A 21,838-nucleotide genomic window follows, 5' to 3' on the forward strand; every position below is an offset into this window, starting at 1 on the left:
CTCGACTGATGAGCAAAGCAGTTTGCCGGATTGTACCCATCTCTGCGGTCAATGGAATTGGCATCCGTCAAATTCTGCGTGGCTTGCGGCCTATTGAAATCCCCGGTCTTCGCCGATATGAAAAATATGAGTTCAATAATCCGGTTTGCGGAACGGCGCCGGCGACGATTCTCCTTTTGCGGGACAGATAGCATGAGTTCGTGGCGGACCCGTCTCGGGCGTCTTTTCGAGGATCACCGGCATCAGCTCCTGTCGGTCGTAACACGCCGGGTGGGCAACAGGGATGTCGCGGCGGATCTCGTGCAGGACGTCTATACCCGCCTGCTTCAGGCCGGGAGCCGGGGCGGCGTCGAGGACGATACCAAGGTTCTCTACGCCTCCGCGCGCAACGCCGCCATCGAGCACTACCGCTCGACGAAACGGCGCGCCAATGCGCTGGAACGGCTGTTGCCGGAACAGCTCGGCCTGAACGACGTGGCATCGCCGGAGCTGCGACTGGAAGCGCGCCAGACGCTTTCGATGCTCGACCGCGCCCTGCTGGAGCTCAGCCCGCGTGCCCGCGAAATCTTCATTCTCCACCGCGTCGACGGTCTGACCAACGGCGAGATTGCCAAGCGCTACGGCATTTCCGTCAGCGCCGTCGAAAAACACCTTGCCCGCGTCATGCGCCATTGCCAGGCCTATCTCGCAGCCTTCCGCGGCGACGATTGATCGCTTCACGCGACTGGATGAGGTCTTCTACCCGTCGCCCGTTAGGACTAAGAGAAGCGTGAAACGTCATGCGCTTCCGGCAGGGGATGGCCGGAAGGGACAGGCACAACCACCGACACGGGACTTCGATGCGCGGCGACGCCGAACCGACGGAAGAGCAGAAGGATGCGGCGGCGCTGTGGCTCGGCAAACGTGCGGGCGGCTCGCTGACGCCCACCGAGGCCGAAGAGCTGGAAAAATGGCTGAATGCCGACCGCGGCAACAGGCTGGCCTTCGACCAGTTGCGTGTGCTCTGGGCGCAGCTCGAAGCGCCGGCGATGCGGGCCGCGGCAGCGGGCCGGGCGCCGGTCATTGCACGCAATCGTTCGGGTGCGTCGCGTCGAAGCGCGCCGGTTTTTGCAGCGCTCGGCCTCACCATGTTTATCTGTCTCGGGATATGGGTTGCGCGGCCGACGCTCGTTCAGGATTGGCAGGCCGATTTCGTCTCCGGCCAGCAGGCAGTCACCGACGTGACCCTGCCGGATGGGTCGGTCGCCCGCCTCGGTGCCGACACCGCTCTCGACATCGACTTCTCCGAAAACCGCCGCAACGTGCAGATCCTGCGGGGCGAGGCGTTTTTCGAGATCCGCCATGGCCTACCAGCGCCCTTCCTCGTCGATTCGCTCGGAAACCAGGTCCGCGTCGTCGGCACCCGCTTCAATGTCGATCAGGTCCGCGACCGGACCACCGTCAGCGTGGAGGAGGGGGCCGTCCAGGTGAAGGGCGAGGTTGAAGCGGAAGGGCTGCTGCTGTCTCCCGGCCAGCAGGTGATCGTCACCGCAGGGCGGGCCGGCGCCGTCGAGGCGGCGGACATCGACATGGCGCTCTCCTGGATGAAGGGCCGCCTCAGCGTCCGCAACGTTTTGGTGCGCGACCTTGTCGCCGCGCTGCAACGCCATTCGCAAGGGCGTATCTTCGTGCGCGGCTCTCTCGCCAACCGGCGCATCTCGGGAACGTTCCCGACCACCGACGTGCCCGCCTCGCTGGAGACGATCGCCGCCGCCACGGGTGGCAGCGTCGTGCGCACCGGCCGCTGGCTTTCCGTCCTCTATTGACCGGCAAAAAACTGCACATGGCCATGTGCGGACTTTTTTCCCCCGCCCGTTGTCACTCGTAGGAGCAGGGGGACACCGCTCCCAGTCATTATGCAGGAGCGGTTGCATGCCGAGGGCAATATACGGACGGAATTCTCTATCGGTAATCGGCGCCCTGTTCGCCTCGGTCGCGGTCGTCACGCCGTTCGCCGCGATGGCGCAGCAGACGACGGCCCGCATGGAGCGGCGTGTCCAGGCCTATGCATTCGACATTCCGGCAAAATCGCTCGCCTCCGCGATCTCCGACGTCGGTGCCGTCTCCGGCTGGAGGATCGCCTATGCCTTCGCACTACCGCGGTCGGCGAGGGGGGCTGCCCTCTCCGGCACGATGACGCCGATCGAGGCGGTCTCGCGCCTTCTCGCCGGCACGGGCATTGGCTACCGCGTCGTCGGGCAGAATTCCATCGTGCTCATCGACCCCTCGGTGCCGGAGACCACCGGAAGCACGGGCGGCGCCACGGTGCTGGAAACCATCACGGTGAACGGCGAGGGTGAAACGGCGCTGGGGCCGGTGAAGGGCCTCGTCGCGCATCTGAGTGCCTCCTCCACCAAGACGGCGACGGCGCTGGTGGAAACGCCGCAATCGGTCTCCGTCGTCACCGCGGACCAGATCACCCAGCAGGCGACGCAAAGCGTGGGTGAAGCGGTGCGCTACACGCCCGGCACGCGCGGCGACATTTTCGGCATATCGACATCGCGCGACTACATTCGCGTGCGCGGCTTCTCGCCGAACTACTATCAGGACGGCCTGATCCTGCCTTACGGCATCACCGCCCAGGGCGGGCAATCGGAGCCCTATGGCATGGAGCGCCTTGAGGTGCTGCGCGGGCCGTCTTCGGTGCTGTTCGGCCAGAACCCGCCGGGCGGCATCATCAACATGGTCAGCAAGCGGCCGCGTGACGAGGCGCAGCACGAGGTCTTCCTCCAGGCCGGTTCCTTCGATCGCTTCCAGGGCGGGTTCGACAGCACCGGTCCGCTGAACGACGACAAGACGCTGCTCTACCGGGCCGTCGGCATGGCACGCAAGAGCGGCACGGAAGTCGATCATGTCGACGACGACCGCTATTTCTTCGCCCCGAGCCTGACCTTCCAGCCGGACGATGCGACCGCGTTGACGCTGCTGGGGCAGATCCAGCGCGACCGGGCGGGCATCAGCGAGCAATATTTCCCCTCGCTCGGAACGCTCTACAAGAATCCCCACGGCCAGATTGATCCGAGCACCAACCTTGGGGAGCCCGACAGGGACCGCCAGCGGCGCGACCAGAATTCGATCGGCTACGATTTCTCGCACGAATTCGACAACGGCCTGACCTTCCGCCAGAACGCCCGCTACACTTACATCGATGTCTACAACACGCAGACTTTCACCATGGGGCTGCTGCCGGACGAGCGGACGATCAGCCGTGCTTTCAGCCTGATCAATCGCGATCTGCGCTATTTCACCATCGACAACCAGGTGCTGGCCGCGTTCGACACCGGATCGGTCTCGCATGAGTTCATCGCGGGCATCGACTACAAAGACAGCAAGGAAGATGCGCTGAACGGCAGCGCGGACGCGCCGGACCTCGATCTCTTCGATCCCGTCTACGGCAAACCGTTTGGTCCGCTGGTCTACGACCAGGACTATTCGGAAACCAGCCGGCAGGTCGGCATCTACGCGCAGGACCAGATCCGTTTCAACCAGTGGCGGCTGACGCTGAGCGGCCGGCACGACTGGACGACGACCGGTTATGACGATCGCATGGCCGACACCCTGACGGAGGTCGACCATCGCGCCTTCACCGGCCGCATCGGCCTCAACTACGTCTTCGACAATGGTTTAGCGCCCTATGCGAGCTATTCCACGTCCTTCGAGCCTGTGCTGGGCGCGACCTCGGCGGAACGCGGCAGCCAGCCGTTCGAGCCCACGGAAGGACGGCAGTTCGAGGTCGGCATCAAATACCAGCCGACGGCCTTCGACGGCCTGTTCAGCCTGGCATATTTTGACCTGACGCAGACCAACGTGCTGACCACGGACCCCGACAACGTCCAGTACCAGGTCCAGACCGGCGAGGTTCAGGCACGAGGCTTCGAGTTCGAGGCGCGCGCCAATGTCACCGAAGCGCTGAGCCTGATCGCCGCCTATTCCTATACGGATACGGAGGTGACGAAGAGCAATGACGAAACCCAGATCGGCCGCCAGCTTCCCTCCGTGCCGCGGCAGCAGGCGAGCCTGTGGGCGCAATATGCCTTCCAGGGCGACACGCTGGACGGCCTGACGCTCGGCGGCGGCATCCGTTATATCGGCCCGAACTATGGCGATGCGGCCAATGACTGGAAGACGCCCGGTTACACGCTGGTGGACGCCTCGCTCACGCTCGATCTCGAAAAATTCTGGCAGGAGGCGAAGGGCACGACGCTCCAGGTGAACGCCACCAACCTGCTCGACAAGGAAACCATCAACGTCTGCTTCGGCGCGGACTATTGCTCGCTCGGCCAGCGCAGGACCATTCTGGCGACGTTGAAGCGCCACTGGTGATCTCGTCGATTCCTCGTCGAATAGCCTGTCTTACCCCGCCAGCATGCGATGCCGGCCGATCGGCAGCATGGTCGGCCGGCCAGAGGTCGGATCGGTGATGATGCGGCTTTCGAGGCCGAAGACATCCCGCACTGTCTCTACCGTCAGCACGACTTCCGGACTGCCGGAAACATGCAGGCGGCCGTTCGCCATCGCGATGAGGTGGTCGGCGTAGCGTGCCGCGAGATTAAGGTCGTGCAGCACCATGACGATCGTCGTGCCGCGCGCCTGGTTGAGGTCCGTGAGCAGGTCCAACACCTCGATCTGGTGGCTGATGTCGAGGAAGGTCGTTGGCTCGTCGAGCAGCAGGAGTTCCGTCTGCTGCGCCAGTGCCATGGCGATCCAGACGCGTTGGCGTTGCCCGCCGGAGAGTTCGTCCACCGGCCGTTCGGCAAGATCGACAGTCCGGGTGGCGGCGAGCGCTGCCGCCACGGCCTCGTCGTCCGCCTTCGTCCAACGCGAAAACAGGCCCTGGTGCGGGTGCCGCCCGCGGCTGACGAGATCGGCGACCGTGATGCCTTCCGGCGCGATGGGCGACTGGGGCAGCAGGCCGAGCGCGCGGGCGAGTTCGCGCGGCGGGATGCGGTGGATCGACTTGCCGTCGAGCAGCACATGGCCTCGCTGCGGGGAAAGCAGCCGCGACATGGTGCGCAGCAGCGTGGACTTGCCGCAGGCATTGGCGCCGACGATGACGCTGATCCGGCCGGGCGGCACGGTGAGGTCGAGGCCATCCAGCACGACGCTGTCGCCATAGCCGGCCGAAAGCCTGGTTGCGGTAAGGGAATGGGTCGTCATAGGGAGGCTCCGGCGCGGTTGACGCGGATGATCAGGAAAATCAGGTAGGGCGCACCGAGCGCCCCGGTCACGACACCCACCGGATAGCGGCTCGGCAGCAGGAACTGGCCGCAATAATCGCCGACGAGCACGAGCACCGCGCCGGTGAGCGCGGCCGGGATGAGGAGCGATCCGTTGTTCCTGACGATGCGCGCGGCGATCGGCCCGGAGAGGAAGGCGACGAAGGCGATCGGTCCCGTGACGGCGGTCGCGCTGGCGATCATGCCGACGGCAGCGACCATGATGAGGATGCGCGTGCGGCCGACCTGGACGCCGAGTGCTGCGGCTGTGTCGTCGCCGAGCCGCAGGGCTTCGAGATCGCGGGCGCGGCTCAACAGCAGGCCGCCGAACAGGGCAAGCGCCAGGAAAAGCGGCAAAGCCTGGCCGAGCTGTGCGCCGTTGACGCTGCCGGTCAGCCAGCGAAGCGCCTCCTGCAGGCTCCAAGCCGGCGCGCTCGACAGGATATAGGCGATGAAGCTTTCCAGCATGGCCGAAACGCCGATGCCGACAAGGATGAGCCGCGTGCCGGCGACGCCGTTGCGAAACGACAGCGCATAGACCAGCAGCGCGACGCCGAGGCCGGCCGCCACGGCGAAGAGCGACACCACCGGCCCTTTCAGCGACAGCACGACGATGGCGAAGACGGCGGCCGCGCTTGCGCCCCAGCTGATGCCGATAATGTCCGGGCTCGCCAGCGGATTGCGCAGCATGATCTGGAACGCGGCGCCGCCGAGGCCGAAGCTCAGGCCGGCAAGGATCGCCAGGATCGCCCGCGGCAGGCGCAGACGCCCGACGGTGAAGGCGACGCCCGGCACATCCTCGCCCATCAGCACGCGCAGGATGTCCTGCGGCGCGGTGAAGGATTGACCGAGCAGGAGGGTGAGGACGAAGGCGGCGGCCAGGATGGCGACGAGTATGCCGATGACCAGCGCATGCCGACGGGTGCGGCGGGCGCGGTTGTCGACGAGGTCGGTGATGATGGGAGACAGCACGGTCATAGGTCGCGAACCCGTTGGCGCCGGACGATCCAGATGAAGAACGGCGCGCCGACGAAGGCGGTGACGATACCGACGTCGAGTTCGGCCGGCCGGGCGATGATGCGTCCGACGATATCGGCCGCGAGAAGCAGGCTGGCACCGCCGAGCGCCGAAAAGGGCAGGAGCCAGCGGTGATCGACCCCGACCAGCAGGCGGCAGAGATGCGGCACGATCAGGCCGAGAAAGCCGATCGGGCCGCAGACCGCGGTGGTGGCGCCGCAGAGCAGGATCGCGCCGAAGGCCGCGACGGCGCGGGCGGTGGCGACCCGTTCGCCGAGGCCTGCCGCCAGCTCGTCGCCGAGCGCCAGCGAGTTCAGCTTGCGGGCGGAGAGCAGGCTGATGACGAAGCCCGCCGCGAGAAAGGGCAGCACGGGCAGGATGCGCTCGAAGGTCGCCCCGCCGACGCCGCCGATCTGCCAGGCGCGGATGCCGCCCGCAATGTCGTTTCGCGGCAGCACGACGGCGATGACCAGCGAGGAGAAGGCGACGGAGGTGGCGGCGCCCGCAAGCGCCAGCTTGAGCGGTGTCGCCCCGCCGCGCCCGAGTGAACCGATGACATAGACGAAGACCGCGGACGTGCCGGCGCCGAGGATGGCGGCGAAGATATAGGCATGGGCGGAGGCGATGTTGAACCAGGCGACGCCCACCACGACCGCCAGCGACGCGCCCATGTTAACGCCGAGGATGCCGGGATCGGCCAGCGGATTGCGCGTCACGCCCTGCATGATTGCCCCGGCAAGCCCGAGGGCTGCACCGGCGAGCAGAGCGAGCACCGTACGGGGAATGCGCACCGCCACGGCGGCCTGGCCGATGCTGTCCACCCCGCCGCCAAGCCCTGCCAGGACATCGGCCCAGCCGACCGCGCGCGTGCCGATCGCGACCGAGAGAACGCAAAGCAGGGCGAGGAGGGCGGCGACGCCCATCAGCCCGAGCAGCCGCGCCCGGTTGGAGCGGGCGGCATAGGCCCTCGTTGTGGTGGCGGCGTTCGCGATCACCGGGTTTTCCCGGCAGCGTTCGCGAGCAGGTCGACATAGTCCTTCAGGACCCAGGAGATCGAGAGCGGCGTCGGATTTGATGCCGTCCCGAGCGGGTTCATGCCGAGCATGACGATCGCATCATTGGCGACGGCCGGCATTTTTGCGAGCAGGGGATCGGCCCGCACCGCCGCAAGCAGCTGTTCGCCGCCATAGGTCACGACGATGTCGACATCGTCGAAGGCATCGACTTTTTCCGCGCTGATCCCGATGGCGAATTGTCCCGGCTTCGTCGCCTCGACGACGCTTTTGGGCGACGTGAGGCCGAGGTCGGCGAAGAATTTTACCCGCGTATCGTTGGCCGTATAGAAGTTGACGATGCTGAGATTGGTCGTGTCGAGATGGGTGACGAACATCGCCGTCTTGCCCCGGAGTTCCGGACGGCCGGCGACCACATGGGCGATCTCGCCCTCGATTCGCTTGATCAGCGCGTCGCCTTCCGCGGGCATGCCGAGGCCGGCGCTGTTGAGGCGGATCATCTCGCGCCAGTCGGTCGCCCAGGCGGATTCGGGATAGGCGATCACCGGGGCAATCTGGCTCAGTGTGTCGTAGTCAGCCTGGCTGAGCCCGGAATAGGCGGCCAGAATGACATCCGGCTCCGTCGCCGCGACCGCCTCGAAATCGATGCCGTCGCCCTCGTCGAAGAGCACCGGCTTTTCGGCGCCGAGTTCCGCCAGCTTTTCCGCTACCCAGGGAAGCAGCCCGTCGCCGTCATCATCGCCGAAATTGGCGGCTGCAAAACCGACCGGCACGATGCCGAGCGCCAGCGGCACCTCGTGGTTCGCCCAGGCGACCGTCGCCACGCGTTCCGGCTTTTTCGGGATCGTCGTCGTGCCGAGCGCGTGTTTGATGACGATCGGATAGACGGTGTTCTCCGCCGCCCATGCGCCGCCGGAGCCGATGAGCCAGAGGGTAACGGCGAGCAAGGACAGGGGAAGACGAAAGAGCCGCGGCATTGGCGAAACCCTCCAGGCTGTTTAAAGTGGAGTTCCGTTTCAGGTTCATGAGGCGGCGTCAAGGCGCATGCCGGTGCGGCTGCGAGACGGCGGCGAAGTTTCCGTGGGTTTGTACAAAACCGCGGAAATTTACAATACTGGACAAATCATCTCAAGTTAATGGGTCGTTCAGGGGACATCGCAAATCGCGGCTCGGCTTGAGACGCCTCGGCCGCGAAGACGCGGCCATGACCCCGCGCAATGGCAACATCGACTTCTGGAACGGGGCAATGGATATCAAAAAGACGAGCGACAACAGGCACTACAGGAACGTGGTCCTTCTGGGGTGCACGGCGCTTGTCGCCCTCACGCCGAGCTTCGTGCTGGCCCAGCAGGCGGATGCGGGCTCCACCACCGTCCTGGAGACGATCACTGTCGATGGCAGCGGCACGACTGCCGCCTATGACGACGACGCCAAGACGATCGTCGCGCGGAAAACTTCGGGCGGCAGCAAGATGGCGACCGAGATCCTCGATACGCCGGCCTCCGTCTCCGTCATTACGGCGAAGGAAATCCAGCAGCGCGGCGCCGAGAGCGTCGAAGAGGTGCTGCAATATACGGCGGGCGTGACCACCGATTTCTACGGTTCGGACGACCGCTATGATTTCTTCAAGATCCGCGGTTTCGACGCCACCACCTACCGCGACGGGCTGGTGCTCGGCCGTCCCTTCGGCGGCGTGCGCGAAGAGGCCTATGCCTTCGAGCGCGTCGAGGTGCTGAAGGGCGCGAGTTCCTCGGCCTTCGGCGTTTCCGATCCGGGCGGCTCGGTGAACTATGTGACGAAGCGGCCGCGGAGCGAGAAGTTCGGCGAGGCCTATGTCACGGGCGGGTCGTTCGACCGCAAGGAGGTCGGCTTCGATTTCGGCGACAACCTGACCAGCGACGACACGCTCTCCTATCGTTTCACCGGCAAGCTCAGGGATGGCGACGCCGAATACGACCATTCGCGCGACGATGAGAAATTCTTCATGGGCGGCCTGACCTGGCGCCCGACCGATGCGACCAGTCTCTCCATCGTCTACGATCACCTGAACAAGGATGGCGTGCCGGGCAGCGGCGGGCATCCGGTCGGCACGGATTTCGACCGGGATCGCTTCTTCGGCGAGCCGGACTACAATTTCCGCGGCACCAACCGCAACACGGTCAGCGTCCTGCTCGACCATGATTTCGGCTCGGGCCTGACCTTCAGCTCGAATGCGCGCTACAGCAACACCGACACCAATTTCGGCTACGCCTATATTTCCGCCACGCCGACGGACGGCTCGACCACGGCGTCGCGCGCCTTCTTCGGCAACGAGACGTCGAGCCGGCAGTTCATCATCGACGCACATCTGCAATATGAAGCGAGCTTCGACAACGTGGAAAGCCGCAGCCTGGTCGGCGTCGAATACAATGACTTTTCCGAGGACGACGACACCTATTGGGGGCCGGCGCCGGGCATCGACTGGACGGACCCCGTCTATACCGGCGGCCCGGTAGGGCTTCCGCTCATCGCCAGCACCAAGAGCGACCAGAAGACCAAGGCCCTCTATGTCCAGCAGGACCTGACCTTTGCGGATAAATTCATCGTCACGGCCGGCCTGCGCAACGACTGGCTGGATATCCGCGAGACGGACAGGCTGACCGGCACGCGGAGCGAAGGCGACTATAGCGAGCTGACCAAGCGCATCGGCCTGACCTACCGGCTGACCCACGAGATCGCGCCCTACATCAGCTATGCCGAATCCGTCGCCGCACCCTCCCTCGGCCTGGAACCGGAGCGGGGCGAACAGTATGAACTCGGCGTGAAATACCAGCCCGACGCCTTCCCGGCGCTGCTCACCGCCTCGATCTACGACCTCACCAAGAACAACATCACGCGCACCAACCCGGCGACCAACCTGCAGCAAACCATCGGCGAGGTTCGCGTGCGGGGCCTCGATCTGGAGGCGAAGGCGGAGCTTACGAGCAACTGGAGCCTGACGGCCGCCTATTCCTATCTCGATGCCGAGATTATCGAGAACGGCACGGATGGCAACGAGGGCAATCGTCCCTACCATGTGCCGAAGCATATCGCCTCGCTCTGGGTGAACTACGCGCTCGAAAGCGATGGCAAACGCGGCGACATGACCTTCGGCCTTGGTGGGCGCTATACCGGGTCCTACTACTTCAACGATGCGAATACGGTGAAGACGGGCAGCAACTTCGTTGTCGACGCGGCCTTCACCTACAAGGTCTTCGAAAACACTGCCTTGGAGGTGAATGTCAGCAACCTGTTCGACCGCAAACACGTCGATTACGGCGGCTTCGGCGCGGATTTCTACAATCCCGGCCGGGCGATTTCGGCGACGCTGCGCCAGACTTGGTAATCGGCCAATTTTAGAGGAGGTGCTGCATCCGCCGCCAGGCGGCGGGTGTTTCGCCGGCGATCTGGCGAAAGGCTTTCGTGAGATGCGCCTGGTCGGAAAAGCCGAGCTGGGCGGCGATATCGGCGATGGTCAGCTCGCTTTCGACCAGCAGCTTTTGCGCCAGGTCGATGCGCTTGCCAAGCTGCCATTGCAGCGGCGTCTTGCCGGTGGTCTGCTTGAAGACATTGGCGAACCAGCTTTCGGATAGGCCGACGGTGGACGCCATTTCGGCGACGGTCAGGCGGCCGTCGCTCTGCGCGTTGATGCGCGAGACCAGCTTGTTCATCTGTGCCTGGGTCAGCCGGCCATTGGCCTGTTCGCTTGCGGGATCGGGGATGTCGAGCAGGCCGCTGACGATGCTGCCGACCAGACTTTCGGCGTAGATGGCATGTTTCGACGGGTTCGAAACCTCGTCGACCAGCAGGGCGGCCAAAGTCTCAATCGCGCCGACATCCTGGATTTCCACCGGGCGGCGCAGCGCCGTCAGCGCCGCCGAGGACCCGACGGAGGGCGACAGGAAGCGCAGCAGCTTGTCCTTGTGCAGGTGCAGGTCGAGATGGGAGAAACGGTGCGGGGAGGTGAAGTTCGTCCAGAGCGGAACCCCCGCGGGCACGTAGACCGCGCGCGTCATCGGGCGGGAATGGTCGACCATGCCGCCGTCCCGGTTGGTCATGCGGATATGGGGCGAGACATCGTTGAAGAAGATCACGATGCGCGGATCGGGTGAGAGGTAATATCCCTTTGCGCCCGGCTGGCCTTCGGCATCCCAGAACACGCTCATCAGGCCGTCGAGGCCGCGCCACTTGACCGGCGCCAGCACCTTGATGCCCTCCGTATAGCACGTCATGGAATGGCGATAGTTCATGGCAGTTCGTGTCTCCGATGGCCAGCAATTTGCAATTGCGCAAAGGCACGAGCTGGATGTATTAAGATGATAAAAATTATCATGTTTCTGTCTCGTGACAAGAGATGAATGTGTTTCGATCGTCACGCCGGTGAAATCGGCGCATAAAAACCTATCTTCTGCCTATGCGACCATGCCGATGAGCGGAGAAGATCCATGCGTGTCGTAAAGTGCCTTGCAGCGGCCACCATTGCCCTGATGCTCACCACAGCCGTTGCCGAGGCGGCGGTCCGCGTCGCCTTCGTCCATCCCGAACGATACCGCGACCGGGATTTCCGCAGCGAGGCGAAACGCGAGCGCATCACCGCCGAGCTGACGCGGTATCTCCAGAAACTCGACAAGCGCTACCTGAAGCCCGGCCAGCGCCTCGAGATCGAAGTGGTGGATGTGCGGCTTGCCGGGCAATACGAACCCTGGAATACCGGCTTGTACGATGTCCGCATCCTGCGCGATTCCACGCCGCCGCGCTTCAAGCTGCGCTACACACTTCGCGCAGGCGACAGGGTCCTCGCCCGCGGCGAGGAAACCCTCACCAATGCCACCTATCTCTGGAGCCCGGCGGCGCGGCGATCCGAACGGCTGGCGCATGAGAAGGAGCTGCTTGCCGACTGGTTCCGCAAACGCTTCGGCAAGCTCTCGGCGTCCGCCGGCTGAGCTCAGTAGACGTCGCGCAGATAGCGCTTTTCCCGCTTGAGGCCGGCGATGTAGTCGGTCGCGCGGTCTGCCGTCATGCCGCCATGGGTGGCGATGATGTCGGCAAGCGCGCTGTCCACGTCGCGGGCCATGCGGCTGGCGTCGCCGCAGACGTAGAAGGACGCGCCCTCCTCAAGCCAGGCGTAGAGCGCCTTGCCGTTCTCGCGCATGCGGGTCTGCACGTAGATCTTCTCCTGCTGGTCGCGGGAAAAGGCGAGATCGAGCCGGGTCAGCAGCCCGTCGCGGCTCATCTCGGCCAGTTCGTCCTCGTAGATAAAATCGCTCGCGCGGTGCTGGTCTCCGAAGAACAGCCAGTTGCGGCCCTTCGCAGCGCGGGTGCGGCGCTCCTGCAGGAAGGCGCGGAAGGGGGCGATGCCGGTGCCGGGACCGACCATGATGACCGGTGCGTCATTGTCGGCCGGCAGGCGGAAGGACTTGTTCTGGGAAACGAAGATGCCCGCCGCTTCACCCTCGGCCACCCGGTCGGCGAGGAAGGTCGAGCACACGCCGCCCCGGTCGCGGCCATCCGCGTGGTAGCGCACGCTGGCGATCGTCAGGTGCACGCTGCCGGCGGCGGCCTGCGGGCTGGACGAGATGGAATAGGCGCGGTGCTGGAGTGGCTTCAGCAGGGCCGTGAACTCGGCCGGCGAGAAGGCGCCCTCGGGCGCGAGCGCCAGCAGGTCGCAGATATCCTTGCTCCAGAGGAAGGCGTCGAGCGCTTCCTTGTCGCCGTTGCGCAGTACATGGGTCAGTTCCTCGTTGCCGGCGCGGCGCTCCACTTCGGCGATCAAGTCGCGCGATGGGGTCGAGATTTCGACCTTCGTGGTGAGCAGGGCTTCGAGCGGGATGTCGCCGACCAACACTCGCGGATCGGCGCCGAGGCGCGAGAGGAGGAGGTGTACGAGCGCCGGGTCGTTGACCGGCATGACGCCGAGCGCGTCGCCGGCTTCGTAGGTGAGCCCGCTATCGCCGAGGTCGAATTCGTAGTGGCGGATCTCCTTGGCCGACGCGCTGCCGGAAAGCCGGCGGTTGACGGCGAGCCGGGCCGGGTAGGGGTTCTTGCGGCTCCAGCCGGAAACTTCGCGGGCCGGGCCGGCGGGGGCAAGCGGCTGTGCCACAACCGCAATGCCATCGGTGTCCGCCGTCGCGGCGGCAAGCGGCAGGGCCTCGCCGACCCATGCGGCGGCCGGGTCCTCGTAGTCGATATCGCAGTCGCGCCGGGCGAGGATGCGCGTCGCGCCGAGCTGTTCGAGGCGCATGTCGATGAGTTTTCCCGCCTGGCAAAAGCCGTCATAGCCGGTGTCGCCCAGCGCCAGCACGCCGAAGCGCAGGCCTTCCAGCCGCGGCGCGGCGGCGGCGGAAAGCGCCTCCCAGAACAGCTGCGCATTGTCCGGCATCTCGCCTTCGCCATAGGTGGAGGTGACGACGATCAGGCGCTGCATGGCGGCAAGTTCGGTCATGCCGATATCGTCGAGACCGGCCACTTCCGGCGCGAGCCCCAGGCTGCGGGCGATCGCCGCCGCATCCATCGCCACCCGTTCGGCATTCCCGGTCTGGGTGCCGTAGAGGATGTGCAGGCTCGCCGCCTTCGCGGGCGCGGCAGCGGCGGCCACGGCCGGCGTTTCGATGGCGAGGCGGGAATGCAGGCCGGCGAGGAAGCCGGAAAGCCAGGCGCGCTGGTCTGCGTTGAACGGTGCGTCTTCCGGGATGTAGGGGATCTTCATCGTTTCTGCCTCACTGTCTGGCCGGGGCGAACCCGGAAATCGCCTGCCGCGCGAACAATTCCTCGAAGCTCGGGATGCGGCCGATACGTTCGACGTTGCGGGCGGTCTGGTGGAGGATCCAGCCATAGGTGCCGGGGCTGTCGATCGAGCGCGTGTTGCGGCCCTTGAGCGCCTGGCGGTAGTCATCAAGGCGTTTCGAGGCGACCATCACGGCGAGCGCTTCGTCGTCATAGTCGGCGATGGCGTCGCGGGCGTAGCGGGCAAGCCGCTGCATGAGCGAAAAATCCTCCGTCAGCAGCAGGTTGCGCACCGCCTTCTCGACGGCCGGATCGGACGGGCCGCGCGCGGCGGGAACCCGCGAAAGCGCAAGCGACTGCGCCATGCTGAGCACCGTGTAGTTGTTGAGGAGCACGAACATGCCCTCCGTGTCGGTCTCGCCGTAACCCGGCACGGTGCCGTTGAGGACCGCCTTCCGGTCGCGATAGGCGAGCTTGAATTTTCGCACCTGGTGGGCGGCGAGCGCCGTGGACAGTTCCTCGACGAGATCCTTGCGGCTCTTCGCCTTCAGGATGGCGTCGCTGTCCTGGTAGAGCAGCAGCGCGCGCGGCAGGCCGTAGACGAAATTGTGCCTTTCGCTCTCCCAGTTCTCGATCAGCCAGCGGGCCTTTTCGGAGCCGGTCGCGGCCACATGCCATTCCAGCATCAGGCGGATGGCATCCGCATGGACCGCCGCCATGGCATCCGTCTCGTCGCCGATCGTGCCGAGCAGGATGGAGTCGTGGCTCATCTTCTTCGGCAGGTCGCCATAGGGATCGTACTGGTAGACGAAGCCGCCGCTCATGCCATTGCCGAAACCCTTGCCCAAGGTGCCGAGGTTCAGCACCGCGCCGTTCGTCATATATTCGCAGCAGAAATCGCCGACGCCTTCGACCACGGCGGTCGAGCCGGAATTGCGCACGGCAAAGCGGTCGCCGGCCTGGCCTTCGACGAAGAGGCGCCCGCCGGTGGCGCCGAACAGCGCGAAATTGCCGACCAGCACATTGCCGCCGGCCTCCTGCGAACCACCGCCCGGCGAGCGCACGGTGATGACGCCGCCGCAGGCACTTTTCCCGACGCCGTCGTTGCAGGTGCCGGTATGGGTCAGCGCCATGCCGTCGTTGCAGAAGGCGCCGAAGGACTGGCCGGCCGAACCCGAGGTGGAAATCCGAACGCTGTCGGCATCGAGGAAGCGGCGGCCACGATCGTCCTGTCGCACGGCGGGCAGGTCGCGTGCCTGTGCTTCGGTGAGCTCGTGGTTGAGCAGGCGCTCGATATCGACGGCGAGCTGGCCGCCGACGGTCTTGTTGCAATTGTTCAGGTAGCGGTTGCCGCCAAGCTCCACCGTCTGGCGCCTGCCGTCGAGGAGGGCGGAGCGGACGAGATCGATGAAACCGTCGTCGACCGCAAAATCCTTCTCCATATAGACGGGATCGGCGATCTTCACCTCGTCCACGACCGCGAGCATTGCGCGAAGGTCGAGCTGCCCGACGCTCGAAGGATGGTCGAGAAGGTGCAGCAGGTCGCTGCGGCCGCGCGCTTCCCGCAGGGACGGCAGGCCGAGCGCCGCCAGGATTTCCCGCGTCTCGTGGGCGATGTTGAGGAGGTATTGCGCGAGCGCCCGTGGGTCGCCGTCGAAGACCTCCGGATTGGTGGTGAGGCCGGCGGGGCACTTGATGTTGCAGTTCTTCGCCATCACGCATTTCAGCATCATCAGCGCCGTGGTGCCGAATTCAAAGCTGTCGCCGCCGAGAAGCGCCGACTTGACGACGTCGCTTGCCGTCTGGTGGGCGCCGGAGCAGCGCAGCAGCACCTTTTGGCGGATGCCATTGGCGCAGAGTGCCTGATGCACTTCGGCAATACCGATCTCGGCGGCGCGGCCGGTATATTTCAGGCTGGTGACGGCGGCAGCCCCGGTGCCGCCGGTGTTGCCGGCGACATTGATGACATCGGCGCCCGCCTTGGCGACACCGACGGCGATGGTGCCGATGCCCTCCGAGGAGACGAGCTTGACGATGACGCGCACGCGCGCCGCCTTGCAGTCGTGGATGAGCTGGGCGAGATCCTCGATCGAATAGGTGTCGTGGTGCGGCGGGGGGGAGACGAGCTCGACGCCGGGCGTGCCGCCGCGCGCGGCGGCGATCTCGACCGTCACCTTCTGCGCCGGAAGCTGGCCGCCTTCGCCGGGCTTGGCGCCCTGGCCGATCTTGATCTCCAGCTCCTCCAGCATTGGATCGGCCAGATAACCAGCCCAGATGCCGAAGCGGCCCGAGGCGAATTGCTTGATGCGCGAAGCGCGGATCGTGCCGTAGCGTGAAAGATGCTCGCCGCCCTCGCCGGAATTCGACATGCCGCCGACCATGTTGGTGCCGTGCGCGACCGCCTCGTGGGCGTTGGCGACCAGCGCGCCATGGCTCATGGCGCCGGAGGCGAGCAGCGGCGTGATCTCGCTCGCCTTCTGCACGGCATCGAGCGGGATGCTCTGCGGCGCGGTGCGGATGAGTGCGAGATAGTCCAACGCCTCGCCGGCCGCCTGCACCATCAGCGCCCCGCCCTCCAGCCAATGGCCGAGGATGTCCGGGCCGAACCGCATGACGAGGGACTGGCCAAGTGCGGCAAGCCGCGCCAGTTCACCACCGGCGAGGGTCAGGCGGAAGGTATCGTCGGCAAGGGTTTCGCAGGCGAGGCCGCGCACCATGAAACCGTTGTTGCCCTTGCGGGAGAAGCGGCCCATTTCCTTGCGGAAGTCCTCTGCCGACGCGAGGTAGGTGATATCCGCCGGCAGCGCGAGCACGTCGCGCAATGCCGCGGGCCGCCGCGTGCGTTCCTCAGTCATCTGGCGGATGAAGGTGCGGTAGCCGGGCGTGATGGTGAAACGGTCGATCGCCTCGGATGTCAGCTTCTCGAAGCCGTTGTTGCTATAGGCGGTATCGTCGAGGCCGAAGGCGTCGTCCAGCCGGTTGAGCGTCAGGAGGCGCAGGAAGGGATCGTCCTCGCCCGCGCCGTCGAAGGCGATCTTCTCCTCCGTCATGTCGACGAAGCCGCGCACCGCCGCCGTGCCGAAGGAATGGCCGGCGCCCTCGGCGCGCTCCTTGAAGAGGCCAAGCAGCGGGATGTCGTCTTCGCTTTTCACGGTCAGCGCCTTGGCATGCCAGCCGGCGACGGCGGCTGCGATGACCTCGAAATTCACGCCGCCGACCGGTGTCTTCACGTTGGGGAAGTAGCGCTTCAGCACCGGATCGTTGGTGTCGAGGAAGTTGGGCTCGAAGAACTCGCCGCCGATATAGCTTTCGGCGGTGCAGAGGCCGACCTTGCCCATCGTCTTCATCAGCGCCTTTTCGGCCGCCTTGGCGAAGCGCTTGAAGGCCTTGTCGGCCTCCGCGCCGAACTTCTCCTCCGCACGGAACTGCACGCCGAGCGGATAGACCGCCGAGGCGCCGAAGCCGAGCACGGCCGCGACATGGTGCGAGGAGCAGATCTGCCCGCTTTCGACGACCAGCGAGAGGCGAAGTCGCAAGCCTTCCTCGATGAGCTTCTGGTTGACGGCGGAGACGACGAGGATCATCGGCAAGGCGGCGCGGCCCTTCGCCACATGCCGGTCGGTGACGACGGCGATGCCGCCTTCCCCGCGGGCAAAGCCGGCAATCGCGTCGCAGAGGGTGGCGATTGCCTGTTCGAGCGCCTGCTCGTTTGTCGCCGCGTCCTCAAGGTCGGGCGTGAACAGCATTTCGAAGCGCCGCACCGGCGTTTCCGCCTGCTCGCGGATGCGCAGCATGTCGAGATGGGTGAGGATAGGCGAGGGTACGACGATCTGGCGGGCCGCCCTCGCGCCGATATTCGGCTTGGCGCCGAGCGCCACGCGCAGCGTCATGCCGTCCGCCTCGCGGATCGAATCGAGCGGCGGGTTCGTCACCTGCGCAAAACGCTGCGAGAAATATTTCGCGACGCCGCCTTCCTGGTCGGAAAGCGCGTTGATGGCGTTGCCGTAGCCCATGGCGGAGATCTTCTCCGCCCCGGTCTGGAGCATCGGGTCCATCAGGAACTTGAAGCTTTCCTGGTTGAACGAATAGGCGACGTAGCGCTGCTGGCGTTCGAGATCGCCATTGTAGCGCAGCGGCGAGCCCTGTGCGTCGGCCGGGATTTCCGGCAGGTCGGCGAGGTTCACGCGCGCATCACGCAACAGGTCGCGATAGGGGCGGCGGGCGGCTAGCATCTCCAGCGCCTCGTTGGTGCCGAAGGCGCGCTTGGCGGTGTGATCATAGCAGAGCATGCCGCCGGCTTCGATGCGGCCGCGCCGTAGTACGGTTTCTGGCGGAAAGGCGATCTGGCCCGCTTCCGACATGACGCAGAGATAGTCCGCCGTCTCGACCGTGCGCAGCGGGCGCAGGCCCAGCCGGTCGAGCCGTGCACCGATAATGTCGCCGTCGCCGAAGATCAGGGCGGCGGGGCCGTCGTTCTTCTCCTCGTAGAGCGAAAAATATTCGAGCATCGCGACGACCTCGGGCGACAGCGTGTCGTCGTTCTCCCAGGCCGGCGGCATCATCGAGACGACAGCGGTGACGAGATCGAGCCCGTCTTCCAGCACGCGGGTCTGCAAGGTCTGGTCGAGGCGGCAACTATCCGACTGGCCCTTCGGCCGGATGATCGAGGCGTTTTTCGCAAGCGCGATCGCGGCCTCGGAGAGACGGTTCTTGCGGTCGGTGTTGAGCTCGCCATTGTGCGCCATCAGCCGGAAGGGCTGCGCCATCGAGGGGTGCGGGTCGGTGTTGGTGGAAAACCGCGTGTGGAAATACATGGTGTTGACGGTGTGGTCGGGGTCCACCAGGTCGCGGAAATAGGGCATGACCTCGTTGGAGTTCAGCCGGCCCTTCAGCACCTGCGTCCTTGCACTCATCGAGAGCGGATAGAGCCCGGCAAGGTGCGGCTCGATATAGGCACGAGCCTCGATCGCCAGCAGCGCCTTGTGGATGCGGAAATCGAATTCAGCCTCGCTTGCCGCCGCGTCATGGCAGGCAAAGACCCATTGGCGGATCGGCAATTGGTAGCGCACGGCGGCCGGCCGGATGGCGCTTTCGTCGACCGGAACGGCACGCTCCAAAAGCAGGGCGAAACCCTGCTCGGCGAGCGCATCGCCGATGATCTGTTCCGCTTCCGCGCGGCAGGCGGGGTCGCTCGGCAGGAAGAAGTTGCCGACGCCGAAGCGGCGCGGCTGGAGGTCGGGGCGTGCGGTCAGCTTGCGGAAGAAGCCGAGCGACAGATCGACCGAGACGCCGGCGCCATCGCCCACGCCTTCCGCCGACATGCCGCCGCGATGCGGCACGGCGCACAGCGCCTCGTGGCCCCTTTTGAGCACGTCATGCGTCTGGATGCCGTCTTTTCGCGTGATGAAGCCAACGCCGCAACTGCTCTTCTCTTGCGAGGGATCGTAAAGGCCGGTGGTGTCGCCACTGTGCTCCAAGTCGCATCCTCCTATATCGAATGTGTCAGTGATGCTGACCTATCTTAATAAGAGTAATGGAGTCAAGTTTTTGTTAGAAAAATTCGCGAGGATGTCATCGCGCGTAATTTCTTGACGCGGATGCCGTGTTGCCGGCAAGTTTCCGCCGGAGAGCCGCTACATCCTGCCGATCAGCACGAGACGGCCGGGCTCGATGACGCGGATGGCGTGTTCCACGCCGGCTTCGACGACGAGGTGATCACCGGGGCCGCAGGGCAGCGTCGCGCCATTCATCGTCACCTCGAATCGGCCGGAGACGACGATGGCGAATTCTTCAGTGTCGGCGGCGTGCGCCGGGATATCGGCCTCCACCTCGGCGTCAATGACCAGCATGTCGCCGAGCCTGCCGGTGATGCGGCCGCGAAAGCCGGGGCCTTCGATGATGTACGGATCACTCATGCGCCGCTTCCTTACTGGCAATGAACAGGAAACCCGCGGTCGCTACCTCACGAGTCTCGATAGGCTTCAGGCCTGCCTCGCTCGCCCATTCGGCCAGCGTCTCCGGCGCGTCGAAGCGCATGTTCTCCGCCATGCTGGGGGAGAACCGCGCGATCTGCTGGCGAAACGTGGGGGGCGAGGTGATCAGCGCCAGCCGGCCGCCGGGTTTCAGCACGCGCGCCATTTCGCGCAGGCTTTCGGCCGGCTGCGGGAAGAAGAAGAAGGCGTTGAGGCAGTAGACCTTATCGACCGCGCCATCCGCCACGGGCAGGGCTGCGGCATCCGCCTGGTGCAGCGCCAGCCGCCCTTCGGCGAGCGCCCGGGCGTTCAGTCTGCCGGAATTGGCCACCATGTCCGGGCTGTGGTCGATCGCGATGGCGCGACAGCCGTTGGCGAGCAGGCGGCGTAGGAAGACGCCGCCGCCGCAACCGACTTCGAGCACGAGGTCGCTCTTTTCCGGCGGCAGGCGGTCGAAGGCCAGGTTGAAGCCGATCTTGTGGCCGAAGGGGAAGCGGTAGAGCAGGTAGCCGAGAAGGCCGCCCGGCCGCCGCGCGATGCGGTCGACCATGGTGGACGAGAGCGAAAGCATGGATCGGATCCTCGATCTATCGGGTCACGGGGAGGGAGCGCGCGGCGCGCGAGACGAAGAGTGCGGCGAGCACAAGCGCCACGGTGGCGCCGGCAAACGTCGCGGCATAGCCGGTGCGCCCGGCCACCCAGACGACGACGCCGGCAATCGCCATCTCGCCGAGCACGTTGGCGCTTTGCAGCACGGTGACGTCCGTGCCTGCCTGTTTGCCAGCGCCGCCGAAGGCCATGATGATGGTTGCCGAGGAGACGGCGATGAAGCCGCTTGCTACCGACAGGAGCCCGATCGCCAGCGATACCGAGAGCCAGCCGGACGGCAGGACGCCACCGGCGATCAGCCCCCAGGCGGCAAAGGACGTGGCGGCGAGCAGCATGCCCGTGCCCATGGCGACCCAGCGGTTGCGTGCGGTCAGCGCGCTGCCGAGCGGGCAACCGATGGCGAGCATGACGAGGCCGCTGATCGTCGAGACGAGCCCGGTATCCTGGTTCGACCAGCCCTGGTCGACGAGAAAGATCTTGCTGACGCTGAGCCCGCCCGCATGCGCGCCGCCATAGATGAAGGCAAGCACGAGGAGGAGGACCACGCCGGGCCGCCGGAACGTATCGGCAAGCCGTGCCCTCGTGTCTTCGCGTGCCGGAACCGGCCTTGGCGGTTCGCGCCAGCCAAGCGCGATGGCGACGGTCAGGGCCGGGAACAGCGCCAGTAGCAGGAACACGCCCTGCTGGCCGAGCGCATCGGCGACCATCAGCACGCCGCCGCCACCGATCATGAAACCGGCCATCATGCCGCCGACCTGCAACGCATTGGCATAGGCGAGCCCGCGTCCGGCCAGCTGCTCGGCGGCAAGGCCGTCCGTCGCGGTGTCCTGCGTGGCGCTGGCGATCGTGCCGATGGCGAGCGCCGTCACCGCCATCCACAGACCGCTGCCTTCGAGCGGCAGGAAACCGAGCAGCAGCAGGCAGGCGGCGAGGATCGCCTGCATCGGCACGATCCAGCTCTTGCGCCGCCCGAGGCCGGCATGCCAGCGGTTGTCGACCATCGGCGCCCAGAGGAATTTTATGATCCAGGGCAGGCCGGCGAGCGGCACCAGCGCGATGACATCCATCGAGACGCCGGACTGGCGCATCAGCACCGGCACGGCCTCCATGGACAGCCCCACGGGCAGCCCTTGCGTGAAATAGAGCGCGCCAATCAGCAGGAAGAAGCGCAGGCGCCCTGCTTCGCTGGAAGTGTTGGCGGCGGCGAGCGGCAGGGTGTCGGAGTTCACGC

The 21,838-nt window shown here is 65.7% G+C and carries 16 protein-coding genes; 6 read left to right on the forward strand and 10 right to left on the reverse strand.

What is annotated here, in order from left to right:
- Positions 1-8: 8 nt before the first annotated feature.
- From AC1RWL_RS05600 to AC1RWL_RS05615, 4 genes are all read left to right on the forward strand, one after another.
- Entirely contained in the window at positions 9-191 is a 183-nt protein-coding gene (locus AC1RWL_RS05600) for a hypothetical protein (protein WP_493092872.1), read from the forward strand.
- A 1-nt stretch (position 192) separates the two neighbouring features.
- Positions 193-711, forward strand: a complete 519-nt coding sequence (locus tag AC1RWL_RS05605; RefSeq protein WP_493092871.1) for an RNA polymerase sigma factor — start codon at positions 193-195, stop codon at positions 709-711.
- Positions 712-839: 128 nt separating this feature from the next.
- Entirely contained in the window at positions 840-1,805 is a 966-nt protein-coding gene (locus tag AC1RWL_RS05610) for a FecR family protein (RefSeq protein WP_493092870.1), read from the forward strand.
- A 106-nt stretch (positions 1,806-1,911) separates the two neighbouring features.
- Positions 1,912-4,362 carry a TonB-dependent siderophore receptor gene (locus AC1RWL_RS05615; RefSeq protein ID WP_493092869.1) on the forward strand — a complete coding sequence of 817 codons (2,451 nt, stop codon included), beginning with the start codon at positions 1,912-1,914 and terminating at the stop codon, positions 4,360-4,362.
- Positions 4,363-4,392: 30 nt separating this feature from the next.
- On the opposite strand, the gene AC1RWL_RS05620 is transcribed toward AC1RWL_RS05615, so the two are convergent.
- The 4 genes from AC1RWL_RS05620 to AC1RWL_RS05635 are packed head-to-tail and all read right to left on the reverse strand — an operon-like array spanning position 4,393 to position 8,262.
- A complete protein-coding gene (locus AC1RWL_RS05620; RefSeq protein ID WP_493092868.1) occupies positions 4,393-5,196 on the reverse strand; it encodes an ABC transporter ATP-binding protein in 804 nt (267 codons plus the stop codon).
- Positions 5,193-6,233: a FecCD family ABC transporter permease gene (locus AC1RWL_RS05625; protein ID WP_493092867.1), complete on the reverse strand. Its 1,041-nt coding sequence runs from the start codon at positions 6,231-6,233 to the stop codon at positions 5,193-5,195. Before AC1RWL_RS05625 ends, AC1RWL_RS05620 begins: the two co-directional genes overlap by 4 nt.
- A complete protein-coding gene (locus tag AC1RWL_RS05630; protein WP_493092866.1) occupies positions 6,230-7,267 on the reverse strand; it encodes a FecCD family ABC transporter permease in 1,038 nt (345 codons plus the stop codon). The genes AC1RWL_RS05625 and AC1RWL_RS05630 overlap by 4 nt, the downstream gene beginning before the upstream one ends.
- Positions 7,264-8,262, reverse strand: coding sequence for an iron-siderophore ABC transporter substrate-binding protein (locus AC1RWL_RS05635; RefSeq protein ID WP_493092865.1), 999 nt, complete (start codon positions 8,260-8,262; stop codon positions 7,264-7,266). The genes AC1RWL_RS05630 and AC1RWL_RS05635 overlap by 4 nt, the downstream gene beginning before the upstream one ends.
- Before the next feature lie 269 nt (positions 8,263-8,531).
- Between AC1RWL_RS05635 and AC1RWL_RS05640 the strand changes: the two genes are divergently transcribed.
- Entirely contained in the window at positions 8,532-10,649 is a 2,118-nt protein-coding gene (locus AC1RWL_RS05640; RefSeq protein WP_493093830.1) for a TonB-dependent siderophore receptor, read from the forward strand.
- A 10-nt stretch (positions 10,650-10,659) separates the two neighbouring features.
- On the opposite strand, the gene AC1RWL_RS05645 is transcribed toward AC1RWL_RS05640, so the two are convergent.
- Positions 10,660-11,553 carry a helix-turn-helix domain-containing protein gene (locus AC1RWL_RS05645; protein ID WP_493092864.1) on the reverse strand — a complete coding sequence of 298 codons (894 nt, stop codon included), beginning with the start codon at positions 11,551-11,553 and terminating at the stop codon, positions 10,660-10,662.
- A gap of 195 nt (positions 11,554-11,748) precedes the next feature.
- Here AC1RWL_RS05645 and AC1RWL_RS05650 point away from each other — a divergent pair, with 195 nt between their 5' ends.
- A complete protein-coding gene (locus AC1RWL_RS05650) occupies positions 11,749-12,246 on the forward strand; it encodes a DUF3016 domain-containing protein (protein WP_493092863.1) in 498 nt (165 codons plus the stop codon).
- A gap of 2 nt (positions 12,247-12,248) precedes the next feature.
- Here the strand turns inward: AC1RWL_RS05650 and AC1RWL_RS05655 are convergent, their stop codons facing one another.
- The 5 genes from AC1RWL_RS05655 to AC1RWL_RS05675 form a co-directional block, all read right to left on the reverse strand.
- Positions 12,249-14,009, reverse strand: a complete 1,761-nt coding sequence (locus tag AC1RWL_RS05655) for a sulfite reductase subunit alpha (RefSeq protein ID WP_493092862.1) — start codon at positions 14,007-14,009, stop codon at positions 12,249-12,251.
- Between the two features lie 10 nt (positions 14,010-14,019).
- Positions 14,020-19,503 carry a glutamate synthase-related protein gene (locus AC1RWL_RS05660; RefSeq protein WP_493092861.1) on the reverse strand — a complete coding sequence of 1,828 codons (5,484 nt, stop codon included), beginning with the start codon at positions 19,501-19,503 and terminating at the stop codon, positions 14,020-14,022.
- A 156-nt stretch (positions 19,504-19,659) separates the two neighbouring features.
- Positions 19,660-19,941: a cupin domain-containing protein gene (locus tag AC1RWL_RS05665; protein ID WP_493092860.1), complete on the reverse strand. Its 282-nt coding sequence runs from the start codon at positions 19,939-19,941 to the stop codon at positions 19,660-19,662.
- A complete protein-coding gene (locus tag AC1RWL_RS05670; protein WP_493092859.1) occupies positions 19,934-20,569 on the reverse strand; it encodes a class I SAM-dependent methyltransferase in 636 nt (211 codons plus the stop codon). Before AC1RWL_RS05670 ends, AC1RWL_RS05665 begins: the two co-directional genes overlap by 8 nt.
- Positions 20,570-20,585: 16 nt before the next feature.
- Positions 20,586-21,836, reverse strand: coding sequence for an MFS transporter (locus AC1RWL_RS05675; RefSeq protein WP_493092858.1), 1,251 nt, complete (start codon positions 21,834-21,836; stop codon positions 20,586-20,588).
- Between the last annotated feature and the right edge of the window lie 2 nt (positions 21,837-21,838).

The sequence above is a fragment of the Shinella sp. GW821-FHT10F02 genome (genome assembly GCF_058809275.1).

Bases quoted from the DNA above. Each gene is read 5' to 3' on its own strand.
- AC1RWL_RS05655 (WP_493092862.1), bottom strand. From the start codon at position 14,009: ATGAAGATCCCCTACATCCCGGAAGACGCACCGTTCAACGCAGACCAG.
- AC1RWL_RS05640 (WP_493093830.1), top strand. From the start codon at position 8,532: ATGGATATCAAAAAGACGAGCGACAACAGGCACTACAGGAACGTGGTC.
- AC1RWL_RS05635 (WP_493092865.1), bottom strand. From the start codon at position 8,262: ATGCCGCGGCTCTTTCGTCTTCCCCTGTCCTTGCTCGCCGTTACCCTC.
- AC1RWL_RS05665 (WP_493092860.1), bottom strand. From the start codon at position 19,941: ATGAGTGATCCGTACATCATCGAAGGCCCCGGCTTTCGCGGCCGCATC.
- AC1RWL_RS05605 (WP_493092871.1), top strand. From the start codon at position 193: ATGAGTTCGTGGCGGACCCGTCTCGGGCGTCTTTTCGAGGATCACCGG.
- AC1RWL_RS05615 (WP_493092869.1), top strand. From the start codon at position 1,912: ATGCCGAGGGCAATATACGGACGGAATTCTCTATCGGTAATCGGCGCC.
- AC1RWL_RS05650 (WP_493092863.1), top strand. From the start codon at position 11,749: ATGCGTGTCGTAAAGTGCCTTGCAGCGGCCACCATTGCCCTGATGCTC.
- AC1RWL_RS05625 (WP_493092867.1), bottom strand. From the start codon at position 6,233: ATGACCGTGCTGTCTCCCATCATCACCGACCTCGTCGACAACCGCGCC.
- AC1RWL_RS05610 (WP_493092870.1), top strand. From the start codon at position 840: ATGCGCGGCGACGCCGAACCGACGGAAGAGCAGAAGGATGCGGCGGCG.
- AC1RWL_RS05645 (WP_493092864.1), bottom strand. From the start codon at position 11,553: ATGAACTATCGCCATTCCATGACGTGCTATACGGAGGGCATCAAGGTG.
- AC1RWL_RS05620 (WP_493092868.1), bottom strand. From the start codon at position 5,196: ATGACGACCCATTCCCTTACCGCAACCAGGCTTTCGGCCGGCTATGGC.
- AC1RWL_RS05670 (WP_493092859.1), bottom strand. From the start codon at position 20,569: ATGCTTTCGCTCTCGTCCACCATGGTCGACCGCATCGCGCGGCGGCCG.
- AC1RWL_RS05600 (WP_493092872.1), top strand. From the start codon at position 9: ATGAGCAAAGCAGTTTGCCGGATTGTACCCATCTCTGCGGTCAATGGA.